General features: G+C 69.8%; 20 protein-coding genes. 11 read left to right on the forward strand and 9 right to left on the reverse strand.

What is annotated here, in order from left to right:
• Window positions 1-323: 323 nt before the first annotated feature.
• From QTI51_RS18885 to QTI51_RS18895, 3 genes are all read left to right on the forward strand, one after another.
• Window positions 324-1,148 (forward strand): AP2 domain-containing protein, encoded by an 825-nt coding sequence (locus QTI51_RS18885; RefSeq protein WP_116909510.1) that lies wholly within the window; start codon window positions 324-326, stop codon window positions 1,146-1,148.
• Between the two features lie 200 nt (window positions 1,149-1,348).
• Complete coding sequence (locus QTI51_RS18890) at window positions 1,349-2,185, forward strand: AP2 domain-containing protein (RefSeq protein WP_286516000.1); 837 nt, start codon at window positions 1,349-1,351, stop codon at window positions 2,183-2,185.
• A gap of 109 nt (window positions 2,186-2,294) precedes the next feature.
• Window positions 2,295-2,672: a hypothetical protein gene (locus QTI51_RS18895; RefSeq protein ID WP_116909662.1), complete on the forward strand. Its 378-nt coding sequence runs from the start codon at window positions 2,295-2,297 to the stop codon at window positions 2,670-2,672.
• 21 nt (window positions 2,673-2,693) lie between these two features.
• Here the strand turns inward: QTI51_RS18895 and QTI51_RS18900 are convergent, their stop codons facing one another.
• The 6 genes from QTI51_RS18900 to QTI51_RS18925 all read right to left on the reverse strand — a co-directional run bounded on the left by QTI51_RS18900 (window position 2,694) and on the right by QTI51_RS18925 (window position 10,131).
• Complete coding sequence (locus QTI51_RS18900) at window positions 2,694-3,842, reverse strand: acyl-CoA dehydrogenase family protein (RefSeq protein ID WP_116909511.1); 1,149 nt, start codon at window positions 3,840-3,842, stop codon at window positions 2,694-2,696.
• Window positions 3,843-3,891: 49 nt separating this feature from the next.
• Window positions 3,892-5,451 (reverse strand): long-chain-fatty-acid--CoA ligase, encoded by a 1,560-nt coding sequence (locus QTI51_RS18905; protein WP_116909512.1) that lies wholly within the window; start codon window positions 5,449-5,451, stop codon window positions 3,892-3,894.
• Between the two features lie 40 nt (window positions 5,452-5,491).
• Window positions 5,492-6,604: a CaiB/BaiF CoA transferase family protein gene (locus QTI51_RS18910; RefSeq protein ID WP_116909513.1), complete on the reverse strand. Its 1,113-nt coding sequence runs from the start codon at window positions 6,602-6,604 to the stop codon at window positions 5,492-5,494.
• 132 nt (window positions 6,605-6,736) lie between these two features.
• Window positions 6,737-7,894, reverse strand: a complete 1,158-nt coding sequence (locus tag QTI51_RS18915) for an acyl-CoA dehydrogenase family protein (RefSeq protein WP_116909514.1) — start codon at window positions 7,892-7,894, stop codon at window positions 6,737-6,739.
• 10 nt (window positions 7,895-7,904) lie between these two features.
• Complete coding sequence (locus QTI51_RS18920; protein WP_116909515.1) at window positions 7,905-9,119, reverse strand: acyl-CoA dehydrogenase family protein; 1,215 nt, start codon at window positions 9,117-9,119, stop codon at window positions 7,905-7,907.
• A 142-nt stretch (window positions 9,120-9,261) separates the two neighbouring features.
• Window positions 9,262-10,131, reverse strand: a complete 870-nt coding sequence (locus QTI51_RS18925; protein ID WP_286515999.1) for a UDP-2,3-diacylglucosamine diphosphatase — start codon at window positions 10,129-10,131, stop codon at window positions 9,262-9,264.
• Window positions 10,132-10,225: 94 nt separating this feature from the next.
• On the opposite strand from QTI51_RS18925, the gene QTI51_RS18930 reads away from it, so the two are divergent.
• Complete coding sequence (locus tag QTI51_RS18930; protein WP_116909517.1) at window positions 10,226-11,968, forward strand: lysoplasmalogenase family protein; 1,743 nt, start codon at window positions 10,226-10,228, stop codon at window positions 11,966-11,968.
• Between the two features lie 264 nt (window positions 11,969-12,232).
• Here the strand turns inward: QTI51_RS18930 and ruvB are convergent, their stop codons facing one another.
• Window positions 12,233-13,297, reverse strand: a complete 1,065-nt coding sequence (ruvB, locus tag QTI51_RS18935; RefSeq protein ID WP_116909518.1) for a Holliday junction branch migration DNA helicase RuvB — start codon at window positions 13,295-13,297, stop codon at window positions 12,233-12,235.
• Between the two features lie 97 nt (window positions 13,298-13,394).
• On the opposite strand from ruvB, the gene QTI51_RS18940 reads away from it, so the two are divergent.
• The 7 genes from QTI51_RS18940 (at window position 13,395) to QTI51_RS18970 (ending at window position 20,011) form a co-directional block, all read left to right on the forward strand.
• On the forward strand, window positions 13,395-14,039 hold the full coding sequence (locus QTI51_RS18940; protein ID WP_116909519.1) for a CDP-alcohol phosphatidyltransferase family protein: 645 nt from the start codon (window positions 13,395-13,397) through the stop codon (window positions 14,037-14,039).
• Between the two features lie 45 nt (window positions 14,040-14,084).
• Complete coding sequence (locus QTI51_RS18945; RefSeq protein WP_116909520.1) at window positions 14,085-15,851, forward strand: bifunctional alpha/beta hydrolase/class I SAM-dependent methyltransferase; 1,767 nt, start codon at window positions 14,085-14,087, stop codon at window positions 15,849-15,851.
• Window positions 15,852-15,882: 31 nt separating this feature from the next.
• Window positions 15,883-17,253: a phosphatase PAP2/dual specificity phosphatase family protein gene (locus QTI51_RS18950; RefSeq protein WP_116909521.1), complete on the forward strand. Its 1,371-nt coding sequence runs from the start codon at window positions 15,883-15,885 to the stop codon at window positions 17,251-17,253.
• Window positions 17,246-17,686, forward strand: coding sequence for a hypothetical protein (locus QTI51_RS18955; RefSeq protein ID WP_116909522.1), 441 nt, complete (start codon window positions 17,246-17,248; stop codon window positions 17,684-17,686). The genes QTI51_RS18950 and QTI51_RS18955 overlap by 8 nt, the downstream gene beginning before the upstream one ends.
• A 95-nt stretch (window positions 17,687-17,781) precedes the next feature.
• A complete protein-coding gene (locus tag QTI51_RS18960) occupies window positions 17,782-18,471 on the forward strand; it encodes a lysophospholipid acyltransferase family protein (protein ID WP_116909663.1) in 690 nt (229 codons plus the stop codon).
• Window positions 18,468-19,424 (forward strand): phosphatidate cytidylyltransferase, encoded by a 957-nt coding sequence (locus QTI51_RS18965; RefSeq protein ID WP_116909523.1) that lies wholly within the window; start codon window positions 18,468-18,470, stop codon window positions 19,422-19,424. The genes QTI51_RS18960 and QTI51_RS18965 overlap by 4 nt, the downstream gene beginning before the upstream one ends.
• A complete protein-coding gene (locus tag QTI51_RS18970; protein WP_116909664.1) occupies window positions 19,421-20,011 on the forward strand; it encodes a YdeI/OmpD-associated family protein in 591 nt (196 codons plus the stop codon). The genes QTI51_RS18965 and QTI51_RS18970 overlap by 4 nt, the downstream gene beginning before the upstream one ends.
• A gap of 63 nt (window positions 20,012-20,074) precedes the next feature.
• On the opposite strand, the gene QTI51_RS18975 is transcribed toward QTI51_RS18970, so the two are convergent.
• Entirely contained in the window at window positions 20,075-20,971 is an 897-nt protein-coding gene (locus QTI51_RS18975; RefSeq protein ID WP_132748792.1) for a hypothetical protein, read from the reverse strand.
• 38 nt (window positions 20,972-21,009) lie between these two features.
• Window positions 21,010-21,582, reverse strand: coding sequence for a Holliday junction branch migration protein RuvA (ruvA, locus tag QTI51_RS18980; protein ID WP_116909525.1), 573 nt, complete (start codon window positions 21,580-21,582; stop codon window positions 21,010-21,012).
• Between the last annotated feature and the right edge of the window lie 13 nt (window positions 21,583-21,595).

Here is a 21,595-nt window from a genome sequence, read left to right on the forward strand (position 1 = left end):
TGGACGCCTTTGTTATCCAACGTCGGCACGTCGCAGTGCTTTCGTCGTTCGCGGCGCATTCTAGGGATTCTGTAAACAGATGTGTACCCGGGTCATCCTGCTGTTGCGGTGCGGCATCGCGGCCTGTCCAAAGACTACGGATATCAGTGATACCGCCCACCCCCCGCAATCCCTAGCATCTCCCCAAGAGATCAGAGACTTCCAACAGCCGCGATAGCCCTCGGGCACACGGCGCCGGAAGAGCGATGCGCCCGGTGCGAGCACAGACGAACCGGGCAGGGAGCCAACTGAAAAACAGAGAGCGCCGTCGAGCGGAAGCCAGCATGCCCAAAGGAATCCCCAACCCGGCCGCGATGTATGGCATCTACCCCCGCTCGTGGGGGTTCGAGGTGTCCATCGTGCGCAACGGCAACCGCTACTTCAAGCAGTTCGGCCGTGCCAGCTACGGCAGCGAGGAGCAGGCCCTGCTGCAGGCGCAGGACTGGCGCGACGGCGTCGTGCGCAGCGTGCCTCCGGTGCCGCGGCGCACGCGGGCCGAGAAACTTCGCGTCAACAACACCACGGGCGTGTCGGGCGTGTTCGCGCAGGTCGCGTCCAGCGGCAAGGTGCGCGCCTGGGTCGCCAAGACCTACCTGGGGCAGGAAGAAATACTGCGCACCGACTTTCCGGTGAACACGGTGGGCGACGCCGCGCAGGCGCTGGCCATCGAGGAGCGCCAGCGCCAGCTCGAACGCATGGCGGGGCTGGCCAAGCTGCACCCGGCCGAAGAAATGATCCGCACCGCGCCCGCGGTGTCGCACGACGCCGAGCTGTCGCCCAAGCGCTCCAAGTCGGAGATCAAGCGCAGCACCAACTCCAGCGGCGTGAGCGGCGTGCACTTCAAGGCGCCCAACGTCGGGCACCCGGGCTACTGGCTGGCCATCACCTACACGGCCGGCAAGGGCAGCGTGAGCAAGGCCTTCTCCATCAAGGACCACGGCCCCGAGCAGGCCAAGCAGCTGGCCATCGAGGAGCGCGAGCGCCAGCTCGAGCAGAAGCTGCTGTACACCCGCGCCACGGGCGACGCGCTGACCATTCCCTTCCGCAAGGACAAGGAACACCGCCTGCACGGCGCGGCCGCCGCCACCGGGGCAAGGCAGACGCAGTGAGGGGGGCAGGCCACGGCACGACAGTGGCAATGACGGTGGCAACGGCAGGAACGACACGCGTCTTGGGCCAAAATGGCTGCGAGAAACGGGTGCCCATGAGCCTCGAGCGAAATGGGGAGCCCATTGCATCCGGCGGCAGCGCCGCCGGACACGAACGCAGCACGTCGAACATGCCCAAAGGTGTTCCAAATTCCGCAGCCATGTATGGCATCTGCACGAGGCCGTGGGGCTTCGAGGTGTCCCTGGTGCGCAACGGCGAGCGCCACTACAAGCAATTCGGCAAGGCCAGCTACGGCGGCGAAGAGCAAGCCCTGCTGCAGGCGCAAGACTGGCGCGACCACATCGTGCGCAGCAAGCCGCCGGTCAGCCGGCGCGCGCGCGCCGAGAAGCCCCGCGCGAACAGCACCAACAGCACCGGCGTGCCGGGGGTGTTCCACCGCCTGGCGCCCGGCGGCCGGGTGCGCGGCTGGCTGGCCAAGACCTACATCGGCAAGGACGAGATCCTGCGCGCCGACTTTCCGGTCGAAGGGCTGGGCAAGGCCGCGCGAACGCTGGCCCTGCGCGAGCGCGCGCAGCAGCTCGAGCGCATGACAGGGCTGGCGCGGCCGCACCCGGCCGAAGAGGCGATCCGCATGGGGCTGTCGGCGCATGCGCCGGGCCAGCGCGAGGCCAAGCGATCGAAGTCGGAGATCACCCGGCGCAACAACACCAGCGGCGTGAGCGGCGTGCACTTCAAGGCGCCCAACCCGCGACACCCGGGCTACTGGCTGGCCATCACGTACAGCACGGCCCGGGGCAGCGTGAGCAAGGCGTTTTCGGTGAAGGACCACGGCCACGACCTGGCCAAGGACATGGCCATCGCCGAGCGGCAGCGGCAGCTGGCCGAGAAGGCCAAAGCCGACGAGGCCGCTGCCTCAGGATCGGGCAAGCCGGGCAAGGCGCGCAAACAACCCGAATCGCACAACTCGCACAACTCCCACGAAGCGCACGAACCGCGCACCCCGCGCAAACCCCGAACCGCCTCGCGCGGCCACTGACCATGGCCATGCCCCCACCCCGGCTTTGCCGAAACAGCGAAGCCCGGTGGCAGCCGCCATGGTCCGCAAGATTTCATTTCTCCGCCCGCCCTACGGCGACAGCTTCTGCATGACCTACAAATCCCTTCACCAATTGCTGCGCGTGGCCTCCCACCTGCTCGACCAGGCCGCGACGGAAGTCCGCACGGTCGACCTCGACCCGGTGGACGACAACATCCAGCGCATCGGCCGCGCGCTGATCGAGGTGATCGAGGTGCAGCGCCAGATCTTTGTCGAGGCGCCCGAGCTCCAGCCCAAGTCGCTCGCCGGCTCGGCGCGCGAGAACGAGGCCAACCGGCTGTTCACGCAGTTCACCATCGAGGCGCTGGCGCTGGAAGACGCAGGCCACACCGAGGCCGCGCGCGAGAAGTACACCCAGTTCATCGGCCTCTCGCCCTCGTACCCGCACCGGGAGATCGCGCGCGCGGCGATCCGCCGGCTGTCCTGACACGCGCCTCCCACCAAAAGGTCACAGCGCCCGCGAAATCACCTCTTTCATGATCTCGTTGGTGCCGCCGTAGATGCGCTGCACCCGCGCGTCGGCGTACATGCGCGCCACCATGTACTCGCTCATGAAGCCGTAGCCGCCGAACAGCTGCAGGCACTCGTCGAGCACGCGGCCCTGCGTTTCCGAGCCCCACAGCTTGGCCATCGACGCGGTGGCGGTGTCGAGCTTGCCGGCCACCAGGTCTTCGACGCAGCGGTCGATGAAGGCGCGGCCCACCTTGATCTGCGTGGCGATCTCGGCCAGCTTGAACTTGGTGTTCTGGAAGTCGGCCACCGGCTTGCCGAAGGCCTTGCGGTCGCGCACGTAGTCGAGCGTGGCCGCGTAGGCGCCTTCCATGGTGGCCACTGCGCTCAGGCCGATGATGGTGCGCTCGTAGGGCAGGTCGCTCATGAGCTGGAAGAAGCCCTGGCCCTCGATGCCGCCGAGCAGCGCGTCTTCGCCCACGCGCACGTCGTCGAAGAACAGCTCGGAGGTGTCCTGCGCCTTCATGCCGATCTTGTCGAGCACGCGTCCCACCCGAAAGCCCTGGCAGCCCTCGGTTTCCACGATGAGGATGGAGGTGCCTTTGGCGCCCTGCGCCGGGTCGGTCTTGCACACCACCAGCACCACGCCGGCCAGGAAGCCGTTGGTGATGAAGGTCTTGGAGCCGTTGATGCGGTAGCCCCCGTCGGACTTTTCAGCGCGGGTGCGCACGCCCTGCAGGTCGGAGCCCGCGCCGGGCTCGGTCATGGCAATGGCGCCGACCATGTCGCCGCGCGCCAGCAGCGGCAGGTAGCGGCGCTTCTGCGCATCGGTGCCGTGGTTGAGAAAGTAGTGCGCCACGATGGAATGCACTGAGGTGCTCATGCCGTTCAGCCCGCGGCGCGCGGCCTCTTCGTAGAACACGGCCTCATGGCGAAAGTCGCCGCCACCGCCGCCGAACTCTTCGGGAATGTCGGCGCACAGCAGGCCGAGCGAGCCGGCCTTGCGCCAGATCTCGTGGCCCACGTGGCCGCGCTTGCGTGCCGCCTCGTCGGTGGGAACCATCTCGGTCTCAATGAAGCGCACCACGTTGTCTCGGTACAGGTCGAGGTCTTCGTCGCTCCAGGAGCGGCGGAAATCGAGGGCCATGTTGTCGTCCTTGCTTGTATTTGCGAAAAGAAAATTCGATGAAGGCGGCTCAGCCCACGCGGCGCTCGCGGCCCGCCCAGAAGGGCTCGCGCAGCTGGAACTTCTGCAGCTTGCCGGCGGCCGACAGCGGCAGCGCATCGCGAAACTCCACGCTGCGCGGGCACTTGTAGCTGGCGATGAAGTCGCGGCAGTGCGCAATGACCTGCTCCGCCTCCAGTGCCATGCCCTCGCGCCGCACGATCACCGCGTGCACGCGCTCGCCCCACGTGTCGTCGGGCACGCCGATCACCGCGGACATCAGCACCTGCGGCAGTTGCGCGATGGCGTTCTCGACCTCGGCCGAATACACGTTCTCTCCGCCGCTGACGATCATGTCCTTCATGCGGTCGACCACGTAGACGAAGCCGTCCTCGTCCATGCGGCCGCCGTCGCCGGTGTGCATCCAGCCGCCGCGCAGCGCGGCCTCGGTTTCCTGCGGCTTGTTCCAGTAGCCCTTCATGACCATGGGGCCGCGCGCGACGATCTCGCCGACCTGGCCGGGGGGCAGCTCGTTGTCCTCGCCGTCGACGATGCGCACCTCGGCAATGGCGATGGGCGTGCCGGCCGAGCGCAGCAGGCGCTCGCGGTCGGGTCCGGGCAAATGGCAGTGCGGCGGCAGCGCGGTGACCACGGGCGACAGTTCCGTCATGCCGTACACCTGCGCGAACGCGGTGCCCGGAAAAGCACGCATGGCCTGGTCGAGCAGCGCCGCGTCGATGGGCGCCGCGCCGTAGGACAGCAGGCGCAGCGCCGACAGGTCGAACTCCGAAAAGCGCGGGTGCTCGACCACGCGCTTGATCATGGTGGGCACCAGGAACATCTCGGTCACGCGGGCCGACTGCAGGGTCTGCAGCACGGCGAGCTCGTCGAACACGGGAAGCACGTGCATGGGCACCAGCCGCAGCACGCTCTGCAGCGCGATGCCGCAGCCGGCCACATGGAACATGGGTGCGGCGACGATGGCCACGGCGTCCTGCGTGTCGCGCGGCAGCGCGGCCACCGTGCCCAGCGCGTTGATGCACAGGCTGCCGTGCGTGAGCATCACCCCCTTGGGCTGGCCGGTGGTGCCACCCGTGTACATGATGGCGGCGAGCTCGTCGCCACTGTGCTCTGCGTCGTCGATGGGGTCGGTGGCGGCCAGCAAGGCCTCGTAGCCGGCCATGCCCTCGGGCACCGGGCCGTTGCCGCAATACACCACCGTGCGCAGCGACTTCGACAACCCGCGCAGCGCCGGCACCATGGGCGCGAACAGGTCGTCCACCAGCAGGATGCGGGTGTCGCAGTCGTCCAGCGAGTACGCGACCTCCTTCGGGTTCCAGCGGATGTTCACGGGGTTGATGACGCCGCCGCCCCACCAGGTGCCGAAGAAGTACTCGGCGAAGCGGTGCGAGTTGAGGCTGAGCATGCCGACCCGGTCTCCGCGCGCCATGCCGAGCTGCTTCAGCGCGGCGCCCAGGCGCGCCACGCGCTCGGTGAAGGCGCGGTAGTCGAGCCGCGTGTCGCCGCAGACGACGGCGGTGGCGCGGGCCTTTTCGCGGCGGCCCTTGTGCAGGGCTTGGGTGAGGAACATGGGGTGGGGTCACCGTCTTTTTTTTGTCGAGGTCTTGCGCTCAGGCTGCGCCCTGCGGCGCCACGGCGGGCGCCGCCACGCCCCAGCGCTGCAGCACGGTCGCCGCGTCGTCGCGCGCCGTGGCCGGCGGCACCACGGGCGCGGTGCGGCTGAAGCGCGGCGCGGGCGCGGGCTGCACCACGCCGCCCACGGTGGCGAAGGTGCCGCGCGCCACGTTGTGCGGGTGTTCGGGGGCCTCGTCCCAGTCGAGCACGGGCGCGAAGCAGGCGTCGCTGCCTTCGAGCAGCACGCACCACTCGTCGCGCGTGCGGGTGCGGAACACGTCGGCCATGCGCAGCTTCAGCAGCGGCCAGCGGTCGGCGTCCATCTGCGCGTCGAAGGCGGTGTCGTCGGCAATGCCGCAGCGCTCGCGCATGAGCGCGTAGAACTGCGGCTCGATGGCGCCCACGGCCACGTACTTGCCGTCGGCGCAGGCGTAGGTGTCGTAGAAGTGCGCGCCGCCGTCGAGCATGTTCTCGCCGCGCTGGTTGCTCCACTGGCCCGCCGACTTGAAGCCGTACATCATGGAAGACAGCAACGCCGCGCCGTCGGTCATGGCCGCGTCGACCACCTGCCCCTGGCCCGACTGCTTCGCCTCGTGCAGCCCCGCGAGGATGCCGAAGGCCAGCAGCATGGCGCCGCCGCCGAAGTCGCCCACGTAGTTCAGCGGCGGCACCGGCGGCTCGCCCGCGCGGCCGATGGCATGCAGCGCGCCGCTGATGGCGATGTAGTTGATGTCGTGGCCCGCGGCGTGCGCGAGCGGGCCGTGCTGGCCCCAGCCCGTCATGCGGCCGTACACCAGGCGCGGGTTGCGCGCGTGGCATTCGGCCGGGCCCAGGCCCAGGCGCTCCATGACGCCGGGCCGGAAGCCTTCGATGAGCACGTCGGCGCGCGCGATGGCGTCGAGCACCGACTGCGCGGTGCCGGCGGCGCGCAGGTCGACCTGCAGCGTGCTGCGCCCGCGGGCCAGGATGTCGTGCGGCGCGGTGCGCGTGCCGGGGCGCTCGATGCGGACCACCTCCGCGCCCATGTCGGCGAACAGCATCGCGCAGAACGGCCCGGGGCCGATGCCCGCCATCTCGATCACCCGCAACCCCTGCAACGGACCTGGCATGTGTGTCTCCTTGGGCGCCGCAACGGGCGGCCACCGTGGGGAGGCATCTTGGCGCCGGGGCGCCGGGGGTGCATCGTCGGAAGCGACGAATGCGAAGAATGCGACGAGTGCAGTGACCCAGGCGCTCGCTCGTCAGTCCGCTCGAAGCCGCGCCACCCGCCGCAGGTGCCACGCCGCCGAGCCGAACTGGCCCTCGATGAGCGTGGCGCGGCGCACGTAGTGGCCCACCGCCAGCTCCTCGGTCATGCCCATGCCGCCGTGCAGCTGCACCGCGCCCTGCCCCACCGCCCGGCAGGCCTTGGCCACCGCCACCTTGGCCGACGACACGGCGCGTGCGCGCTCGCGGGGCGACGCGGCATCGATGCCTTCGCCTACGCTGGCGGTGAGCGCGGCGGCCAGCTCCAGCGCCATGTGCATGTCGGCCAGGCGATGCTGCAGCACCTGGAAGCTGGAGATCGGCACGCCGAACTGCTTGCGCTGGCGCACGTAGTCCAGCGTGTCGCGCATCAGGCGGCGCATGACGCCGACGGCCTCGGCGCAAATGGCGAGCGTGGCTTCGTCGTGCGCCTGCTCGATCTGCGGCAGCGCGCCGCCTTCCGCGCCCAGCAGGGCCTCCGCCGGCAGCCGCACGCGGTCGAAGGCGATGTCGGCCGCGCGGCCGCCGTCGCGCGTGGGGTAGGCGCGCAGCCGCACGCCGGGCGTGTCCTTCGGCACCACGAGCAGTGACAGGCCGGCAGCGCTGCGCGCGCTCACGACCAGGTGGCTGGCCCACGGTGCGGCGTGCACGACCGATTTGCGGCCGCTCAGCACGAAGCCGTCCCCTTTGCCTTTGCCTTCGCCTTCGCCTTTGCTTTCACGCACGAGTTCGGCCTGCACGTCGGCGCGGTCGTGCCGGCTCTGCGGCTCGGTGTGCGCGAAGGCCAGCACGGCCCGGCCGGCGACGACTTGCGCGAGCAGCGCATCGGCCTGCGCGCCGGGGTGGCGCTGCAGCAGGCCCGCGCCGATGACCAGCGTCGACAGGTAGGGCTCGGCCGCCAGTGCGCCGCCCAGCGTCTCCATCAGCGCCAGGTGCGCCGGCATGCCGCCGCCGAGGCCGCCCTGCGCCTCGGGCAAGGCCGCGCCCAGCAGGTCGAGTTCGCTCGCCAGGCCTTGCCAGAAGGGTGGCGGTGCGTCGTCGGCATGTCGCAGCGCATGCAGCCGCTGCTCGAAGCTGTGGCGGTCGTCGAGGTAGCGCGCCAGGCTGTCGCGCAGCATCGCGAGGGTGTCGTCTTGTTCGGTGAGGAGGCTCATGGCGGGGACCTCAGTTCGCCAGCAGGCTGCTGGCGATGATGTTGCGCTGCACTTCGTTGGAGCCCGCGTAGATGGAGGCGGCGCGGTCGTTCAGGTAGGCCGACATGGAGAACACGGCCTCTTCGGGAATCGCCAGCTCGCCCTGCAGCCCGTCGTCCAGCGGCAAGTCGGCGGCGGCGTAGTGCGCGGCGATTTCCACGCCCAGTTCGGTCAGCCGCTGGCGCAGCTCGGAGCCCAGCACCTTGCCCATCGAGGGGCGCATGCCCGGCGGCTCGCCGCGGGCCTGGGCGCGCAGCGATTGCAGCTCGGTCGCCTCGATGGCGTCGATGGCGCATTCGGCATCGGCCAGGCGCAGCGCCATGTCGCCGGCTTCGTGAGCGTCGTGCGCGTCGTGCGCGTCGGACGCCGCCGCGGCGAACGCGGCATCGGCGGCCGCCTGCAAGCGGCGCAGCCGCGCGCGCAGCATCGGTGCCCAGGCGCCGCCGCGCTCGTGCTGCAGCAGGTACTTGGCGATGGTCCAGCCCTGGTTCTCCTCGCCGATGAGCCCGTCGGCGGGCACGCGCACCTCGTCGAAGAACACCTGGTTGAGCTCGTGGTCGCCCGAGATGCTGACGATCGGGCGGATGGTCACGCCCGGCGCCGGCAGGTCGAAGCACAGGAAGCTGATGCCCTGCTGCGGCTTGCCGCCCGACGTGGTGCGCACCAGGCAGAACATCTTGTTGGCGTACTGCGCGTGGGTGGTCCAGATCTTGGTGCCGTTGAGCACGTAGCTGTCGCCGTCGCGCACCGCCTTGCATTGCAGCGAGGCCAGGTCGGAGCCCGACTGCGGCTCCGAGTAGCCCTGGCACCAGTAGTCCTCGCCCGAGCGGATGCCGGGCAGCCAGGCGCGCTTCTGCGCCTCGGTGCCGAAGGCGATGATCACCGGCGCGACCATGCCCGGGCCCATGGGCGCGCGCGGGGGTGCGTCGGCGGCGGCGAGCTCGCTGGCGAACAGGTAGTGCTGCATCGGCGTCCAGCCGGTGCCGCCGTGCTCGGCCGGCCATTGGGGCACGCTCCAGCCGCGCGCGGCGAGGATGCGGTGCCAGCGGTTGCCGTGCTCGTAGTCGCTGAAGATGCCCGAGCAGCGCCGGCCCGCGGCGCGAAGCTCGGGCGTCAGCTCACGCGCCAGGAAGTCGCGAACCTCGTCGCGGAATGCGGTCTCCGCCGCCGTGAGTGCCCAGGCCATGGTGTTGTCTCGCTGAGGAATACACCGGGCGAGTGTGATGCCGGCGGGGCGCGGCGGCATCGTCGGATCGGACGAATGGGGTCGCGGGTGCGACAGGGTTTGCGCGCTCGCGGCGCGCTTTGTCCGCAGGGCTGCGGCTGCCTCAGGCCGCGACAGCCTCGCGCTGCGCCACCGTCTTCGCCGGCACCGGCATGTGCTGCGCCCAGTCGATGATCTCCAGCGTGCCGTCCGCATGCTCGGCCAGCGCCGTCAGGCTTTCCACCCAGTCGCCGTCGTTGCAGTACAGGATGCCGTCGATGTCGCGCATCTCCGCGTGGTGGATGTGCCCGCATACCACCCCCTGCGCGCCGCGGTTGCGCGCCTCGCGGGCCACGGCGGCCTCGAAGTCGCCCACGTAGCTCACCGCGCGCTTGACCTTGCCCTTCAGGTACTTCGACAGCGACCAGTACGGCAAGCCCATGCGCGCGCGCAGCGAGTTCAGATGGCGGTTGAGCTTGAGCGTGAATTCGTAGAGCGAATCGCCCACGTAGGCCAGCCACTTGGCGCACTGGATCACGCCATCGAACAGGTCGCCGTGAATGATCCACAGCTTGCGCCCGTCGGCGGTCTCGTGGATCCATTCCTCGGCCACGTCGATGCCGCCGAAGTTGTGGTGCAGGTACTTGCGCGCAAACTCGTCGTGGTTGCCCGGAATGAAGATCACGCGCGTGCCCTTGCGCGCCTTGCGCAGCAGCTTCTGGATCACGTCGTTGTGCGCCTGCGGCCAGTACCAGTGCCGCTTGAGCTGCCAGCCGTCGATGATGTCGCCGACCAGGAACAGCGTCTCGCACTCGGTGTGCTTCAGGAAGTCGAGCAGCGCCCGCGCCTGGCAGCCGGGCGTGCCCAGGTGCAGGTCGGAGATCCACAGGGTGCGAAAGCGCAGCGGCTCGCGCACGCGGTCTTCGTCGTCCGGCTCCAGGGCCCGGGTCGCGGTGTCGCGCCATGCGCGAAGGAAAGCGTCGTCGCGTTGCATGGACGGGTAGGCTCCCACTGCCGCATGACCGCGCGATGGCATACCCGTGACATCCCGGTGACGCGTGGCCGGCGGGCAACGCCACAATCCCGCGATGCGCCCTGGCCAGATCATCGTTCTTGCGACCCCTGTGTTCTTTCTTCTGATAGCGATCGAGTTCGCGGTGGGCCGCGTGCGGGCGCGCCGCGGCACCGGGCAAGACACCTACCGGCTGGCCGACGCGGTGAACAGCATCGGCCTGGGCATGCTGAGCCAGATCAGCGCGGTGCTCACGGGGCTGCTGCGCATCGGCATCTACACGGCGGTGTATTCGGCGGTGGCGCTCTTTCCGCAGGAGGCCGCGCGCGAGTTCTGGACGACGTGGTACGGCTGGCTGCTGGCGCTGGTGTTCTACGACTTCTGCTACTACTGGCTGCACCGCATGGGGCACGAGTCGGCCGTGCTCTGGGCGGCGCACGTGGTGCACCACCAGAGCCAGCACTACAACCTGTCGACGGCGCTGCGGCAAACGTCGAGCGGCGCGCTGTTCGGCTGGCTCTTCTACCTGCCGATGGCGGTGGCGGGCGTGCCGCCGCTGGTGTTCGGCGTGGTGGCGCTCATCGACCTGCTCTACCAGTTCTGGGTGCACACCGAGCAGGTGGGCAAGCTGGGCTGGTTCGACCGCTGGTTCTGCTCGCCGTCGAACCACCGGGTGCACCACGCGGTGAACGACCGTTACCTGGACCGCAACTACGGCGGCGTGCTGATCGTGTGGGACCGCCTCTTCGGCACCTTCCGCGAAGAGGACGAGCGCTGCGTGTACGGCACGCGCGGCGAGCTGCGCAGCTGGGACCCGCTGTGGGCCAACGCCGAGGTGTACTGGGCGCTGGCGAAAGATTCATGGCATGCGCGCAGCTGGGCCGACAAGCTGCGCGTGTGGTTCAAGCCGCCGGGCTGGCGGCCGGCGGACGTGGCGGCGCGCTTTCCGAAGCAGCCCTTCGACATCGCACAGGTCACGCGCTACGAGCCCGCGGTGTCCGCCGGCGTGCAGTGGTTCGCGGGCGTGCAGTTCGTGCTGCTGCTTGCGGGCGTGGCGGTGTTCCTGTGGTTCTCCGATGCGGTGCCGCTTGCGCAGGCGGCCGTGTGGCTGGCCGCGCTGACGGCGTCGCTGTGGGCCATCGGCGGCGTGCTGCAGGGGCGGCTGTCGGTCACCGAGGTGCTGCTGGTCGAGGCCGCGGCGCTGGCCACGGCGAGCGCGGCGCTGGGCCTTGCGGAGCTGCACCACGTGTGCAAGCCGCTGGCGTTGCTCATCGCCATCTTCTTCGCCGCGCGGCGCGCGGTGGCGCACGGCGGCGTGCATGCCTTCGACGGGTTGCTGCTGACCGGGCTGGTGGCCTCGCTCGCCGGCGACGTGCTGCTGATGGGTTCGGCGAAGCTGTTCGTGCCGGGGCTGGTGTGCTTTCTGCTGGCGCACCTGGCGTACATCGCGCTGTTCCGCATCGGCGTGGGGCTGTTTCCGCGGCGCGGGGCGCTGGCGGCGACGCTGCTGATCGGCGTGGGGATGTACGCGTATCTCTGGCAAGGCGGGTTGCCCGTGGCCTTGCGGATTCCGGTCGGGGTGTATGTGCTCGTGATCGCGTGCATGGCGGCGCAGGCCATCGGGCGGGCCGCGGTGCTGCGCGGCAGGGACGCAGGGGCGCCGTGGGTGGCGGTGGGCGCGTGCTTCTTCATGCTGAGCGACGCGCTGCTGGCGACCAACCGGTTCGTGTCGCCGCTGCCGCTGGCGTCGCTGTGGGTGCTGGGGACGTACTACGCGGCGCAGATATTGATCGTGCGGCACGCGCGCAAGACGGGTTGAGTCCGGATTTCTCCCTCCCCCGCTGGGGGAGGGCCGGGGTGGGGGCAAGCGGCGTATCCATCGGGCGCTCTGCCTGCCCCCATCCCAACCTTCCCCCAGAGGGGGAAGGAGCAATGCCCTAGTCGACGCAGCGCTGCGTTTCCACCACCCTCATCGCAGCGGTGATCCACATCAACAGGCGCGTGCTGCGCTCGGCGGAAGCGTTGTCACGCCGAAGTGGTGGTCGTGCTTCCAGGCACTCGGGTCATGGGTGTGCATCGGGGCTCAGGCGCCGAAAAGGTCCGGCCCTTCGGCGCGGCCCGAAGGGGGCACCACGCCCAGGTGGCGGTAGGCCGCCAGCGTGGCGATGCGCCCGCGCGGCGTGCGCTGCAGGTAGCCCTGCTGGATGAGATAGGGCTCGATCACGTCCTCGATGGTGTCGCGCTCTTCGCCGATGCTGGCGGCCACGTTGTCCAGCCCCACCGGGCCGCCGTCGAAGCGGTGGATGACGGCCTCTAGCAGCTTGCGGTCCATCAGGTCGAAGCCCTGCGGGTCGACGTCGAGCATGGCGAGCGCCTTGTGCGCGATGTCTTCGGTGATGCGGCCGTTGCCCTTCACCTCGGCGTAGTCGCGCACACGGCGCAGCAGGCGGTTGGCGATGCGGGGCGTGCCGCGCGAGCGGCGGGCGATTTCGAAGCCGCCGGTCTCGTCGGTTTCCACCTTCAGCAGGCGCGCGCTGCGGGTGACGATGAGCGCCAGCTCTTCGGGCGTGTAGAACTCCAGCCGCGCCACGATGCCGAAGCGGTCGCGCAGCGGGTTGGTCAGCATGCCGGCGCGGGTGGTGGCGCCCACCAGCGTGAAGGGCTGCAGGTCGAGCTTGATGCTGCGCGCCGCGGGGCCCTCGCCGATCATGATGTCGATCTGGTAGTCCTCCAGCGCGGGGTACAGGATTTCTTCGACGACCGGGCTCAGCCGGTGGATCTCGTCGATGAAGAGCACGTCGTTGGGCTCCAGGTTGGTCAACAGCGCCGCCAGGTCCTTCGGCTTCTCGAGCACCGGGCCCGAGGTCTGGCGCAGGTTGACGCCCAGCTCGGCCGCGATGATGTGCGACAGGGTGGTCTTGCCCAGGCCGGGCGGCCCGAAAAGCAGCACGTGGTCCAGGGCTTCCTTGCGCTTGCGCGCGGCGCCGATGAAGATCTCGAGCTGTTCGCGCACCTTGGCCTGGCCGACGTACTCGTCGAGCAGCTTGGGGCGAAGGGCCCGCTCGATCGCCTCTTCGTTGGGCGAAGCGGGGGCGGCGGACACCACGCGTTGGGGGGCGGGCGCGAAATCGTCGGTCTGGATGGTCATGGAAGGGGTGTTTCGACTACGAGTTTAGTGCCTGCCACACTGGCAGAATGCTTCGGCCATGCATGTGGCCATATAACAAACGAGGGGAAGCCAGCACGTGTCGATCTACGAACTGAAGCCGCGTTTCCAGGGCCTGCTGCGCCCGCTGGTGGTCCGCCTGCATGGCATGGGCGTCACCGCCAACCAGGTGACGCTGGCGGCCTGCGTGGTCTCGGTCGCCCTCGGGCTCTGGCTTTTCTTCTCGGCCCCCTCGCTGGCGGCCTTCGCGCTGGTCCCGCTGTGGATGTTCCTGCGCATGGCCTTCAACGCCATCGACGGCATGCTGGCGCGCGAGCACCACCAGCAGAGCAGGCTGGGCGCCTTCCTCAACGAACTGACCGACGTGGTCTCCGACGCGGCGCTGTACCTGCCCTTTGCGCTGGTGGCGCCGTTCAGCGGCTTCTGGGTCGGCACGGTGATCGTGCTGGCGGGCCTGAGCGAGTTCGCCGGCGCGCTGGGCCCGACAGTAGGCGCCTCGCGCCGGTACGACGGCCCGCTGGGCAAGAGCGACCGGGCCTTCGTGTTCGGCGCGCTCGGGCTGTACGTGGCGCTGGGCTGGCCGCTGCCGGGCTGGACGGCCTGGCTGATGCCGCTGCTGGCCGTGCTGGTGGCCTGGACCACGGCCAACCGCATTCGCCGCGCGCTCGAGGAGGCTGACGCAAAGACCGAAGCCGCGCCCCTCGCGTCCGCCCCGCCGCGCTGAGCCGACGACTTTCGAACACACCAATAAAAGACTCACAGGGATTCAATGACAGACATCACGCAACGCGTTCCCGAAGAACTGCAGTTCCAGACGCACGACGGCGAATCGCTGTTCTACCGCCGCTGGCCGGCCACGGGTGCGCAACGGCGCGGCGCCATCCTGCTGTTCCACCGCGGCCACGAACACGGTGCGCGCATGGCGCACCTGGTCGACGAGCTGGACCTGCCCGACTTCGACTTCTACGCCTGGGACGCCCGCGGCCACGGCCGCTCGCCCGGCCAGCGCGGCTACAGCCCGAGCTTCGGCACCTCGGTGCGCGACGTGCAGACCTTCGTGCAGCACATCACCGCCGCGCACGGCGTGCCCGAGCAGGACATGCACGTGGTCGCGCAGAGCGTGGGCGCCGTGCTGATCGCCACCTGGGCGCACGACTACGCACCCAAGGTGCGCGGCCTCACGCTGGCCTCGCCGGCCTTCAAGGTGAAGCTGTACGTGCCGTTCGCGCGCGCCGGGCTGGGCCTGATGCACAAGCTGCGCGGCCTGTTCTTCGTCAACAGCTACGTGAAGGCCAAGTTCCTCACGCACGACCCCGCGCGCATCGCCAGCTACGAGAGCGATCCGCTCATCTCGCGGCCCATCGCGGTGAACATCCTGCTGGGTCTGTACGAGGCCGCCGACCGCGTGGTGGCCGACGCCAACGCGATCACGCTGCCGGTGCAGCTGCTCATCTCGGGCGCCGACTGGGTGGTGCACCACAAGCCGCAGCACCGCTTCTTCGAGCGCCTGGGCAGCGCGGTGAAGACCAAGACCGAGCTGCCGGGCTTCTTCCACGACACGCTCGGCGAGAAAGATCGCGCGCCCGCCGTCGCGCAAATCCGCGAGTTCATCCTGCAGCGCTTCGACGAGCCGGCCGTGCCGGTCGACCGCCGCGAGGCGCACCTGAGCGGCGACACGGCCGACGAGTCGCGCGCGCTGGCCGAGCCGCTGTCGCCCCTGTCGCCGCGCGGCGCGTACTGGGCCGTCACCCGGGCCAGCCTGAAGCTGGGCGGCACCATGTCGGAAGGCATCAAGCTGGGCCACGACACCGGCTTCGACTCCGGCAGCACGCTCGACTACGTGTACCGCAACCAGCCCAAGGGCAGCTCGGCGCTGGGCCGCTCCATCGACAACACCTACCTGAACTCCATCGGCTGGCGCGGCATTCGGCAGCGCAAGATCCATGTGGAAGAGCTTCTGCGCATCGCCATGGAGCGGCTCGCGGAAATGCATCGCGAGGTGCGCGTGATGGACATCGCCGCCGGCCACGGCCGCTACGTGCTCGACGCGGTGCAGGCCAGCCCGGTGAAGGCCAGCTCCATCCTGCTGCGCGACTACAGCGACATCAACGTGCGCGACGGCCGCGCGCTCATCGCGGAGAAGGGCCTGGAAGACGTCGCGCAGTTCGTGCAGGCCGACGCCTTCGACCGCATCAGCCTGGCCAGCGTCACGCCGCGGCCCACGCTGGCCGTGGTGTCGGGCCTGTACGAGCTGTTTCCCGACAACGAGATGGTGCGCCGCTCGCTCGCGGGCGTGGGCGACGCGGTGGAAGACCGCGGCTACCTCGTGTACACCGGGCAGCCGTGGCACCCGCAGCTGGAAATGATCGCGCGCGCCCTCACCAGCCATCGCCAGGGCGAGGCCTGGGTGATGCGCCGCCGCACCCAGTACGAGATGGACCAGCTGGTGGAAGAAGCGGGCTTCCGCAAGATCGACCAGCGGGTCGACGAGTGGGGCATCTTCACGGTGTCGCTGGCGGTGCGCACCGGGCAATGAGCGCCGCCGCGGCCACCACCGGGGCCTTGCAATGACCGCGTGGCTGGCACGGCGGCCGTGGAAGCGCGCCGCCCTGTGGCTGGTGCTGCTCGGGCCGCTGTTCTATTCGACCTACGGCTTCGCCAACTGGTGGGCCACCACGCGCGCGAACGTGCCGTCGATGGCCTTCGGCTGGGAGCGCCACGTGCCGTTCTGGCCGTGGACCATCTTTCCGTACTGGACCATCAACGTCTTCTACGCGCTCTCGCTGTTCCTGGCGCGCAGCAAGCACACGCTCGACCGGCATGCGCTGCGGCTGGTGACGGCCACCCTGGTGGCGTGCAGCTGCTTCATCGCGTGGCCGCTGCACTTCAGCTTCGGGCAGCCGCCTGTCGAAGGCGCACCGGCCTTCCTGTTCAATGCGCTGCGCGGCTTCGACCAGCCCTTCAACCAGGCGCCATCGCTTCACATCGCGCTGGCGGTGATCCTGTGGGACTGGTACCGGCAGTTCCTGCAGGGGCCGAAGCTGCTCTGGGCGCGGCTGGTGCTGCATGTGTGGGCCTTCGCGATCTGCGCGTCGGTGCTGACGACGTGGCAGCACCACTTCATCGACATTCCGACCGGCGCGCTGCTCGGCATCTTCTGCGTGTGGCTGTGGCCGCTGGAGCGCGTGGTGTCGATGCCGCGCGCATGGCAGCGCACGCATGACGCACAACGCTGGAAGCTGGCGGGGTTCTACGCGGTCGGTGCGCTGCTGTTCCTTGCCGCCGCGCTGCTTGGCGGCGGCATCGCGCTGTGGCTGTGCTGGCCGGCGGCCTCGCTCGCGCTGGTGGCGCTCAACTACGCGGGCTTCGGCGCGCGCGGTTTCCAGATGAACGGCCACGGCCGCATGGGCTGGGCCGCGCGCTGGCTGTTCGCGCCCTACCGGCTCGGCGCGGCCGTCAACGCCTGGCTGTGGACGCGCAAGCTGCCGGCCTCGGTCGAGGTGGTGCCCGGCCTGCGGCTGGGCCGGCGGCCGACGCACGCCGAATGGCTGGCCGCCGGCCAGCCCCGGCTCGTCAGCCTGTGCGCCGAACTGCAACTGCCCGGCGTGCCGCATGCGCGCTGCGTGCCGCTGCTCGACCTGACGGTGCCGCCCACCGTGCGGCTGCAGCGCGCCGCGGCCGTCATCGAAGGCCAGCGCCGCGGTGCGCAAGGCGCGCCGGTGTGGGTCTGCTGCGCGCTCGGCTTCTCGCGCAGCGCGGCGGCGACCATCGCCTGGCTGGGCCGCTACGGCACGGCCGGCGGCGTGGCGCAGGCCGAAGCAGCGGTGCGGCAAGCGCGGCCGCAGATCGTGCTGCGCGGTGCATGGCGCGCGTCGCTGGAACCGCTAAAGCCTCTTTCGCCTCTTTCGCATGCTTCGGAGGTCCCGCGCCATGACTGACAACGACCGCGCCATCTGCGCCGCGCTGGCCGGCCTGCTGCGCGCCGCCGCGCTGCTGGCCCTGTGGGGCTTCGCGCTCACCTGCATCGCCGCGCTGGTGCTCGCGCTGACGCTGCGCTCGCTCTCGAGCACCGCGGCCATGGGCTTCGGCGCGGTCGTGATCCTCGGCGCGCTGGAGCGCTACTTCGCGTTTCGCCTGCGCTTCGACGAGGCGCTGTTCGACGGCCTCGCGCGCAACACGGTCACCTCGCTGGGCGCGCTCGACCAGGCGCTGTCGGCCCTGGGGCTGCGCCCCGCCGACGCGCAGCCTGCCAGCCGCCCGCTCGCCGACCGCGTGCAGGGCACCCGCCAACTGCTGCAGCGCCACGCCATCGTGGTCGCCTGCCAGAGCGCCATGTTTCTCCTCGCATTGATGACACAGGACCTCTCTTGACCAACGACAACAAGAACAACGACGAGAACAGCAACGAGAACGGCCACGCGAACAGCCACTCGAACAGCGACGCGACCGGCCAACCCGGCAGCACCGTGCTGCGGCGCGGCCTCGCCATCGTGGCGGGCAAGCTCATCATCGGCGCGGCCGGGCTGCTGACCGGCGTGCGCGCCATCTGGTCGGGCACCAGCCCCAAGGCCGAGCAGACGCTGTATTTCGCCAACCACACCAGCCACGGCGACTTCGTGCTGCTGTGGGCCACGCTGCCGCCCGACCTGCGCGCGCTCACGCGGCCGGTCGCGGGGCAGGACTACTGGGAGGCCTCCAAGCTGCGCAACTTCATCGGCAAGGACGTGTTCAACGCGCTCATGATCCGCCGCGACGGCTCCGGCCAGGGCGGCAACCCGGTCGACCAGATGAAGGAGGCGCTGGAGGGCGGCGACTCGCTCATCATGTTCCCCGAGGGCACGCGCAACACCGGCGACGACATCCTGCTGCCGCTGAAAAGCGGCCTGTTCCACCTGGCGCGCGCCTGCCCGCACGTGCGGCTGGTGCCGGTGTGGATCGAGAACCTGAAGCGCGTGCTGCCCAAGGGCGTGCTGGTGCCGATTCCGCTGGCCTGCACGGTGCGCTTCGGCACGCCGATCGTGCTGGCGGCAGACGAGGACAAGGTGTCGTTCCTGGCGCGCGCGCGCCAGGCCATGCTCGACCTGCGGCCGGAGTACGACCGCATCGAACAAAACGGCAACCACGCCGGCGGCAGCAACCCGGGAGCGGCATCGTGATCGAGCTCTCTCCCTTCGCCTGGACCACCTTCAAGCTCTTCGGCGGCGTCTTCGGCGTGCTGGTGCTGGCCTCGGCCATCGGCGCGGTGCTGAAGTGGCGCGTGGCGCACGGCCAGCCGCACTCGGTCATCGACAACCTCAACGCGCGCGTGAACGCGTGGTGGGTGATGGTGGCGGTCATCGGGCTGGCCTTTGCCTTCGGCAAGGGCGGCGTGATCGTGCTGTTCTATTTGATCTCGTTCTACGCGCTGCGCGAGTTCATCAGCCTGGCCTACACGCGGCGCGGCGACCACGGGGCCATTGCGCTGGCGTTCTTCGTGGCGCTGCCGGGCCAGTACTTCCTGATCTGGATCGACTGGTACGGGCTGTATTCGATCTACATCCCGGTGTACGCCTTTCTCATCCTTCCCATTCTTGCGGCCGTGGGCGGCGACACGCAGCGCTTTCTGGAGCGCACCTCCAAGATCCAATGGGGGCTGATGGTGTGCGTGTTCTGCATCAGCCACGTGCCGGCGCTGCTCACCCTGCAGATTCCGGGCTTCGAGGGCCGCAACCTGCTGCTCATCGCGTTCCTGGTGATCGTGGTGCAGGGCAGCGACGTGCTGCAGTACGTGTGGGGCAAGCTCTTCGGCAAGCGCAAGGTGGCGCCCGAGCTGTCGCCTTCCAAGACCTGGGAAGGCCTGGTCGGCGGCGTGGCGAGCGCCACCGCGCTGGGCGCCGCGCTGTACTGGGCCACGCCCTTCAACCCGTGGCAGGCCGCGCTGATGGCGCTCACCATCTGCCTCATGGGCTTCTTCGGTGGCCTGGTGATGTCGGCCATCAAGCGAGACCGCGGCGTGAAGGACTGGGGTTCGATGATCGAAGGCCACGGCGGCATGCTCGACCGGCTCGACTCGGTGATCTTCGCGGCACCGATCTACTTCCACGCGCTGCGCTACTGGTGGGTGCCGTGACCCAGGCGGCGCGCGTGGTGCACGACGAGCCCGTCGAATGCGGCAACGCCGCCGCGTGGAAGCGCTGGCTGAAGAAGCACCACGCCAGCGCCGCCGGCGTGTGGCTGCGCATGGCGAAGAAGGGCTCCGGCGTGGCTTCCATCGACCATCCGCAGGCGCTGGAAGAGGCGCTGTGCCACGGCTGGATCGACGGGCAGCGCAAGAGCGACGACGACACCTACTTTCTGCAGCGCTTCACACCGCGCACCGCGCGCAGCACCTGGTCGCAGATCAACCGCGACAAGGCGCTCCGGCTCATCGACGAAGGCCGCATGCAGCCGGCCGGCCTGGCGGAGGTGGAGCGCGCCAAGGCCGACGGCCGCTGGGACGCGGCCTACGAAGGCGCCCGCGTGGCCACCGTGCCGGCGGACCTGCAGGCCGCGCTGGACGCCAACCCGCCGGCCGCGAAGTTCTTCGCCACGCTGAACGCGCAGAACCGCTACGCGGTGCTGTTCCGCACGCAGGGCGCGAAGAAGCCCGAGACCCGCGCGCGGCGCATCGAGAAGTTTGTCGAGATGCTGGCCAGGGGCGAGAAGATCTACCCCTGAGCGCCTTGCCCCGGCAAGGCGTCGGCGCGCTGCGGTGGCAGAACGTCAGGCCCGAACAAGCCCTCAGTCTTCGTCCATGACGCGCGAGCGACCGAACCAGAAGCCCAGGATCAGCCCGACCGTGCCGAAGCCGATGGCCCCCCAGAGGCTGAGAAAGTTGAAGACGTTGTAGCGGCCCGGCTGCTGCGCCAGCGCGCTGGCCAGTTCGGGCTCGTTCAGTCCGCCCAGGCCCCGCGCCGCGGCGAAATCGAAGCCCGCGTCGCCCAGGAAGTTCAACGCCATCAACATCGGCAGCACGGTGAGGAACGGAAACCACGCGCCGCGCACCTTGCGCCAGTTCATCAGGTAGGCAGCCACCAGCAGCACCGCGCCCGCGCCGAGCAGCCCGAGCACGACCGGGCGGCGGGCCAGCGGCAGCAGCCAGGGCCAGGCCCACTGCAGCGGAAAGAGCGGCCACTCGGCCTGCGGCGCGAGGCCGCCGGGCCGCGCGAATGCCTGCCAGCCCAGCGCGAGCGTGGCGCGGCCCACCAGCGCGGAGGCACAGGCCACGGCCGCCACCAGCAGGCAGCCGATGCGCAGCGCCGACGAGCGGGGTTGCGCGATGACGGGCGGTGGCAGCGACGGCGACGGAAAGGTTCCCGGTCGCCACACCTGCTTCACCACCGTGACCGCGACCTTCGGCGGTGCCAGGGACAGCTCGCCGCGCACCAGCCAGTCGGTGGCGAGGATCGCCAGCGCGAAGGCCATCGCCGACGTGAGCCATGCGCAGGCGCCGGGCATGTCGACGAGTCCGACGGGCGTGAACATCGGCAGGTTGCCGTAGACGAGGCCGGCGCAGCCGTACACCAGCAGGATCGGCACGCAGCCGGCCAGGGCGGCGCCCAGCAGCAGCTCGTCGCTGCGCACCGACTCGTGGCGCAGCGCCTGCACGCGCGACCACGCCCGAGATGCCCGCGGCACCCGTGACACCCGTGGCACCCTCGATCCGCCTCGCTGGCTCACTTCGCCAGCGACTTCAACGCCATCTTGATGCCGTCGCTCACGCTGGCGTCCTTCGGCAGCGCCTTCAGCGCGAGCGCGGCTTCCTTGTCGCTGTAGCCCAGCGCGATCAGCGCCTGCAGGATGTCGGCCTGCGCGTCGGAGGCGGCGTGCGTTGGCAGGCCGATGTCGGCGCCCAGCTTGCCCTTGAGCTCCAGCAGCAGCCGCTCGGCGGTCTTCTTGCCGATGCCGGGAATCTTCACCAGCCGGCCCAGCTCCTGCGTGGTGATGGCCTGCGACAGCTCGCCCACGCTCATGCCCGACAGCAGCCCCAGCGCGGTGCGCGGGCCCACGCCGGTGATCTTGATGAGCTGGCGGAAGGCCGCGCGCTCCTCGGCGCTGCCGAAGCCGTAAAGAATCTGCGCGTCCTCGCGCACGACGAAGTGCGTGAGCAGCGACACCTTCGCGCCGACGTTGGGCAGGTTGTAGAACGTGCTCATGGGCACGTCGACCTCGTAGCCGACCCCGTTGCAGTCGACCACCACCTGCGGTGGGTTGCGTTCGGCGAGGGTGCCGGTCAGTTTGCCTATCATGGGTGCCCTTTTT

Source organism: Variovorax sp. J22G73, from assembly GCF_030317035.1.
GTDB lineage: Bacteria > Pseudomonadota > Gammaproteobacteria > Burkholderiales > Burkholderiaceae_C > Variovorax.